Here is a 5,471-nt window from a genome sequence, read left to right on the forward strand (position 1 = left end):
GGAAGGGGTGGCGGCGGTGGGGGCCTGCGGCGCGGCGAGCAGCGTGAAGAGCAGGGATTCCAGCAACATGGCGTGCGCCTCCGGAGCAGGCACCGGGGTGCCCGCGGGGACCATCTACCGCATCCGGACGGCCCCCGGGGGGCCAGCATTCACCGCTGTGTGGCTTTGACCAGACGCTTCCGCTGCTTCACGCCCAGCAGGTAGAAGCGCTCACGCAGGGCCTGGGCCTCGTCGGGCGTCAGGTCCCCGGAGCCTCCCAGGTGCTCGTCCCGCCAGGCGATCGCCCGGCTGATGCTCGCCGAGGCCGCCGCGGAGATGTTCAGGCTCTGGCTGAAGCCCTTCATGGGCACCCAGAAGGTCCCGTCCACGCCCGACAGGACGTCGTCGCTCACGCCGAAGCGCTCGTTGCCGAACACCATGGCGAACTTCGTGTCGAAGCGCAGGCTGTAGAGGCTGGTGGCCCCTTCGCGCAGTGCGGACGCGTAGAGGCTGAAGCCCTGCCCCTTCAGGTGCTCGCGGCACTCCGCGAACGTCTTGTAGAGGTGCACGTCCAACCACTTGTCGCAGCCCTGGGCCACCCGCGAGTTGGGGATGAAGGGCGCGTCCGGGTTGATGACGACGTGCACCTCCTGCACGCCCATGGATTCGCAGGTGCGCAGCACCGCGGCCATGTTGAAGTTGTCCTCCAACCGGTCGAGCACCACGGTGAAGTTGCGCGTGCGCTGACTGACGACGCGGTCAATGCGCTCCTTGCGCTCGTCGAGCAGGAACTGCTCCGGCTCGACGACGTCGCGCTCGAACTTCTCGTAGCGGGGGCCTCCACCAGCCATCGACTCAGCGCCTCCCGCCGGACTTCTTGCCGGCGGACTTCTTCGTGGACGCCTTGCGCACGGGCTTCCTCGCGGACGCCTTCACCGGGGCCTTGCGAGCGACCTTCTTCGCCACGGGCTTGCGCGAGGTCTTCTTCGCGGCGGACTTCTTCGGCGCGGCCTTGCGAGCACCGCCCGCCTTCTTCGCCACGGCCTTCTTCGCGGCCCCCTTCTTCGCGGCGGACTTCTTCGCCACGGGCCTGCGCGCGGCCGTCTTCACGGCGGACTTCTTCGCGGGGGCCTTCTTGGCGGACGCCTTCTTCGCCGGGGCCTTCTTCGCCGGGGCGGCGGACGCACGCTTCGTCGGAGCCTCCACGTGGATCTTCTCGGTGCGGCCGGTGAAGAGCACCTCCGCCACCGCGTCCATCAGCGCCTGCATGCCCTCGCCCGTGGCGCAGGACACCGGGTACACGCGGATGCCACGACGGCGCAGGGCCTCCGTGAAGGGCCCCAGCCGCTCGCGGGCCTCCGTGAGGTCCAGCTTGTTCGCGGCCACCACCTGCGGCTTGCTGGCCAGCTCCGCGCTGTACTTCTTCAACTCCACGTTGAGGATGTTGAAGTCGTCCAGCGGCTTGCGGCCCTCGCCCTCGGCGCCCATGTCGATGAGGTGCACCAGCACCTTGCAGCGCTCCACGTGGCGCAGGAACTGGTGGCCCAGGCCCACGCCCTCGCTGGCGCCCTCGATGATGCCGGGGATGTCCGCCATGACGAAGGACAGGTTGTCCTTGTACTGGACCATGCCGAGGTTCGGCACGAGCGTGGTGAACGGGTAGTCCGCCACCTTCGGCCGAGCGCGGCTCACGCGCGAGATGAACGTGCTCTTGCCCGCGTTCGGGAAGCCCAGCAGGCCCACGTCCGCCAGCAGCTTCAGCTCCAGCCGCAGGGTGATCTCCTCGCCCTGGGCCCCGTCCTGCGCGAAGCGCGGCGTCTGGCGCGTGGAGGTGGCGAAGTTCATGTTGCCCAGGCCGCCACGGCCGCCCTTGGCCGCCACGTACTCCTGGCCCGGCTCGCTCAGGTCCACCAGCAGTTCGCCGGTGTCGTTGTTGCGGATCAACGTGCCCACCGGCACCTGGAGCACCATGTCATCGGCCCCGTGACCGTTGCAGTCGCTGCCCATGCCGTGCTCACCGTTCTTCGCCCGGTGATGCTGCTGGTAGCGGTAGTCCAGGAGCGTGGTGAGCTGCGGGTTCGCGACGAACGACACGGAGCCGCCGTTGCCGCCGTCCCCGCCGTTGGGACCGCCCCGCTCGATGAACTTCTCGCGCCGGAAGGACACGGCGCCGTTCCCGCCGTCGCCCGCCTTCACGTAGATGCGTACTTCGTCGACGAACTTCATGGGGCGAACGCCCTCCTGGAAAAATACAAAGCGGGCCGTCCTCGCATCCAACCGTCCGCGAGGACGGGGTGGACCGGGAACGACCCGCTCGGGGATGCCGTGCCCGGGGTCGCCCCCGGAGCAGCCGACTTAGGCGGTCGCCTGCTCGGCGGCAGCGGCCGGGTACACCGACACCTTCTTCTTGTCGCGGCCGAGGCGCTCGTACTTCACCACGCCGTCCACCGTCGAGAAGAGGGTGAAGTCGCGGCCGAGCTTCACGTTCGTGCCCGGGTGGATGACCGTGCCGACCTGGCGCACGAGGATGCTGCCCGCGGAGATCGTCTCCCCGCCATACACCTTCACGCCGCGGTACTGCGGGTTGGAATCACGCCCGTTGCGCGAAGAACCCTGTCCCTTTTTATGGGCCATGACACCTGCTCCTTGAAGTTCGTGACTGAAAAAGTCCGGGAAGGCAGCGACCGACTAGCCGGAGATCGAGGTGACCTTCACCTCGGTGTACGGCTGGCGGTGGCCACGGCGACGCGTCCAGCCTTCCTTCTCCTTGCGGAAGTGGAGGACGCGGCGGTGCTTGTCCTGCGCCAGCACCTTGCCCACGACCTTCGCTCCCGACACCGTCGGCTGCCCCACCTTGGGGCTGTCCGAGCCGCCCAGGAGGAGGACCTCGGTGAAGGAGACCTCGGCGCCGATGTCCCCGGCGATCTTCTCGATCCGGAGAACGTCGCCTTCGGCAACGCGGTACTGCTTCCCGCCTGTGCGAATGACTGCGTACATCGTCGAACCCCTGTCAGCTTCGGGTTGGTTCAACCCATGGAATCCAACGCGCATTTCGGACGGCGGACCGCCCGGCGCGCTAAAAGACGGCGGGACTTACGGGAAACCCGGGGGGGAGTCAAGGCACATGGCGGATCAGATTTTCCGCAAGGCCCCCGCTTTACTTTTGAATGAGATTCCCGGAATAAAGTCCACTGGAAAGCAAGCGGGTGTTCGCTAGGATGCGCGCCGCTTGAAACCCGACCTGTACCTCATTTTGAGGGGGAGACACACCATGAAGAAGATCATGATCGGCCTGGCGGCCCTGGCCTCGCTCACGCTCACGGCTTGCGGCGGCAGCGTCTGCGACGACCTCGAGGACTCGGCCAACACGCTGTCCGACAAGGCCGAGAAGTGTGGCTTCGAGCAGCCGGACAATGACGAGGTCACCGACGCGGATCGCGAGGCCTGTGAGGAGTCCGTCAAGAGCTGCACGGATGACGACAAGACGAAGATCGACTCCTTCGTGGACTGCGTGAACGACATCAAGGAGTGCTCCGACAAGACCACGGCCGAGCAGAACTCGTTCTCGGCCAGCACCCTCGCTTGCTACCTCAAGCTGCAGGGGCTGAGCGCCTCTTGCGCCGCGGCCGCCGCGGAGTAGGCCTCCCGCCTTCGTCGCTGTGACACTCAGGGCCCGGTTCCCTCCCCAGGGAATCGGGCTCTTTCGTTGCGGGCCCCCGCCGCGCGCGCCCCCAGCGCCCGGTCCACCACGCGGTGGCGCTGCTGGAACTCCAACTCCAGCGGGTCCAGCTTCAAGCCGCGCTCGTAGGCCTCCAGGGCGCGCTGGAGCTGACCGTCGCGCTCCAGTGCGCCGCCGGTGAGGAAGTGCACCCGCGCGGCGCCGACGGCCCGGGGCTGATCGGCCAGGTACTCGCGGCGCAGGGCCTCCGCCTGCCCGGGGGTGAGGCCCGCCTCCAGGCACCGGGCGACGCCCCGGGGGTTGCCCAGCCGTGCGTCATAGCGCGCCCGGCGCAACGGCAGCCCCAGCGTGTCGCCCGCGTCCCTGACGCGGCCCAGCATCGACTCCAGGCGCGCCTGCTGCCCGCGCGACAGGGGCCGCTGCCGCAAGGCCGACAGGGTGGTCCACACATCGCGCGCCCGCTCCCGCACGGCCTCCATGTCCACATCCGGTGCGAGCCCCAGCACCGTGTAATGGGTGCCCTCGCCCGACCGCTCGCGGTGCGCCTCCAGGACGCGCTCCGCCTCGGCGTCGTCCGGGGGCTCCCGGGGCGCGGGCGGCGCGGAGGCCGGGGTGCCGGCGAGGTGCTGCTCCACGCGGGCCTTCAACGTGGCCGACGGCGCGACGAACTGGACGCCGAAGCCCGGGCACATGCTCCAGGCCCGGGCCTGCTCGGGCGAGACATGGCGCACCACCTCGCACGTGACGGCCAGCGGCCCCGTGCGCAGCGGCAGCACCACCTGGACCCGCGCGAACAGCGGGGGCAGTTCCCCCGTCGCGTGCAGGAACACCCCGCCGCGCGACAGGTCGGAGCCCGTGAAGGGCCGGGGCTCCGTGCCCGGATGCAGCAGCACCTGCACCGGAAGCGACCCACCGCCAGGAGCCATGAGCGGGGTCCGCCGGGGCCCACCGGACGTCGTCACCCGGGCGCCGCCCGTGGGCACGGGGGACGCGGGCAGGGAAGCGCTCATGGAGCTGGCGGGGCTGGCGCGCGGCGGTGGGGTCCGCACGGACAGGCTCTGCTCCAGCGCGGTGCGCAGGGCGAGCGCACTGGGGAAGCGCTCCTCCGGGGTCTTCGCCAGGGCGCGCAGGACGACGGCCTCCACCGCGGCCGGCACCCCGGGATGCACCGAACGCAGCGGCGGCGGCTGCCGCGTCTGGTGTGCCACGAGCTGGGCCGTGAGCCCCTCATCGGGAAAGGGCAGCCGCCCGGTGAGGAGCTGGTAGGCGATGACGCCCATCGCGTACAGGTCCGCCCGGCCATCCAGGCGCCGGCCCAGCGACTGCTCGGGCGCCATGTACTCCGGCGTCCCCACGATGATGCCCGCCAGCGTCTCCGGCATGCTCGCGTCCAGCAGCTTCGCGATGCCGAAGTCGAGCACCTTCACGAACGGCATCCCCCGCCCGCGCTTCACCAGGAAGATGTTGTCCGGCTTCAGGTCGCGGTGGACGATGCCCCGGGCGTGCGCCGCATGCAGCGCGTCACACACCTGGGACAGCATGGGCACCACCGCCGAGGCCGACAGCGGCGTCCCCACCCAGGCCGACAGCGGCGCCCCCTCCAGGTACTCCATGATGAGGTACGGACGCGGCGCCGCGGCGTTGAGGTCGAAGATGCTGACGATGTTCTCGTGCCCGATGAGGTTCACCGCCCGGGCCTCGGCATGGAAGCGCTGCACCAGCTCCGGGTAGCGCGCCAGGTGCTCGTGCAGCACCTTCACCGCCACGCGGCTGCCAATGGACTCGTGCTCCCCCAGGTACACGGAGCCCATCC

6 protein-coding genes are annotated in these 5,471 nt (G+C 69.7%); 1 reads left to right on the forward strand and 5 read right to left on the reverse strand.

Annotation, left to right across the window (positions count from 1 at the left end; genetic code table 11):
• Window positions 1–149 precede the first annotated feature (149 nt).
• The 4 genes from D7X12_RS38740 to rplU all read right to left on the reverse strand — a co-directional run bounded on the left by D7X12_RS38740 (window position 150) and on the right by rplU (window position 2,976).
• On the reverse strand, window positions 150–830 hold the full coding sequence (locus D7X12_RS38740) for a TrmH family RNA methyltransferase (RefSeq protein WP_120613728.1): 681 nt from the start codon (window positions 828–830) through the stop codon (window positions 150–152).
• Window positions 831–834: 4 nt separating this feature from the next.
• Window positions 835–2,205 (reverse strand): GTPase ObgE, encoded by a 1,371-nt coding sequence (gene obgE / locus D7X12_RS38745; RefSeq protein ID WP_120630184.1) that lies wholly within the window; start codon window positions 2,203–2,205, stop codon window positions 835–837.
• 129 nt (window positions 2,206–2,334) lie between these two features.
• Window positions 2,335–2,613 (reverse strand): 50S ribosomal protein L27, encoded by a 279-nt coding sequence (gene rpmA / locus D7X12_RS38750; RefSeq protein ID WP_120630185.1) that lies wholly within the window; start codon window positions 2,611–2,613, stop codon window positions 2,335–2,337.
• A gap of 54 nt (window positions 2,614–2,667) precedes the next feature.
• The gene (gene rplU, locus D7X12_RS38755) at window positions 2,668–2,976 is read right to left on the reverse strand and encodes a 50S ribosomal protein L21 (protein ID WP_120630186.1); all 309 of its coding nucleotides are present in this window, start codon (window positions 2,974–2,976) and stop codon (window positions 2,668–2,670) included.
• 274 nt (window positions 2,977–3,250) lie between these two features.
• On the opposite strand from rplU, the gene D7X12_RS38760 reads away from it, so the two are divergent.
• Complete coding sequence (locus D7X12_RS38760; RefSeq protein WP_120630187.1) at window positions 3,251–3,619, forward strand: hypothetical protein; 369 nt, start codon at window positions 3,251–3,253, stop codon at window positions 3,617–3,619.
• A 26-nt stretch (window positions 3,620–3,645) separates the two neighbouring features.
• Here D7X12_RS38760 and D7X12_RS38765 read toward each other — a convergent pair.
• On the reverse strand, window positions 3,646–5,471 hold a 1,826-nt coding region (locus D7X12_RS38765; RefSeq protein WP_120630188.1), incomplete at its 5' end, for a serine/threonine-protein kinase.

The organism is Corallococcus sicarius (genome assembly GCF_003611735.1).
Taxonomy (GTDB): Bacteria; Myxococcota; Myxococcia; order Myxococcales; family Myxococcaceae; genus Corallococcus; species Corallococcus sicarius.

Coding starts and splice junctions, on each gene's coding strand:
- D7X12_RS38740 (WP_120613728.1), bottom strand. CDS start 830: ATGGCTGGTGGAGGCCCCCGCTACGAGAAGTTCGAGCGCGACGTCGTC.
- obgE (WP_120630184.1), bottom strand. CDS start 2,205: ATGAAGTTCGTCGACGAAGTACGCATCTACGTGAAGGCGGGCGACGGC.
- rpmA (WP_120630185.1), bottom strand. CDS start 2,613: ATGGCCCATAAAAAGGGACAGGGTTCTTCGCGCAACGGGCGTGATTCC.
- rplU (WP_120630186.1), bottom strand. CDS start 2,976: ATGTACGCAGTCATTCGCACAGGCGGGAAGCAGTACCGCGTTGCCGAA.
- D7X12_RS38760 (WP_120630187.1), top strand. CDS start 3,251: ATGAAGAAGATCATGATCGGCCTGGCGGCCCTGGCCTCGCTCACGCTC.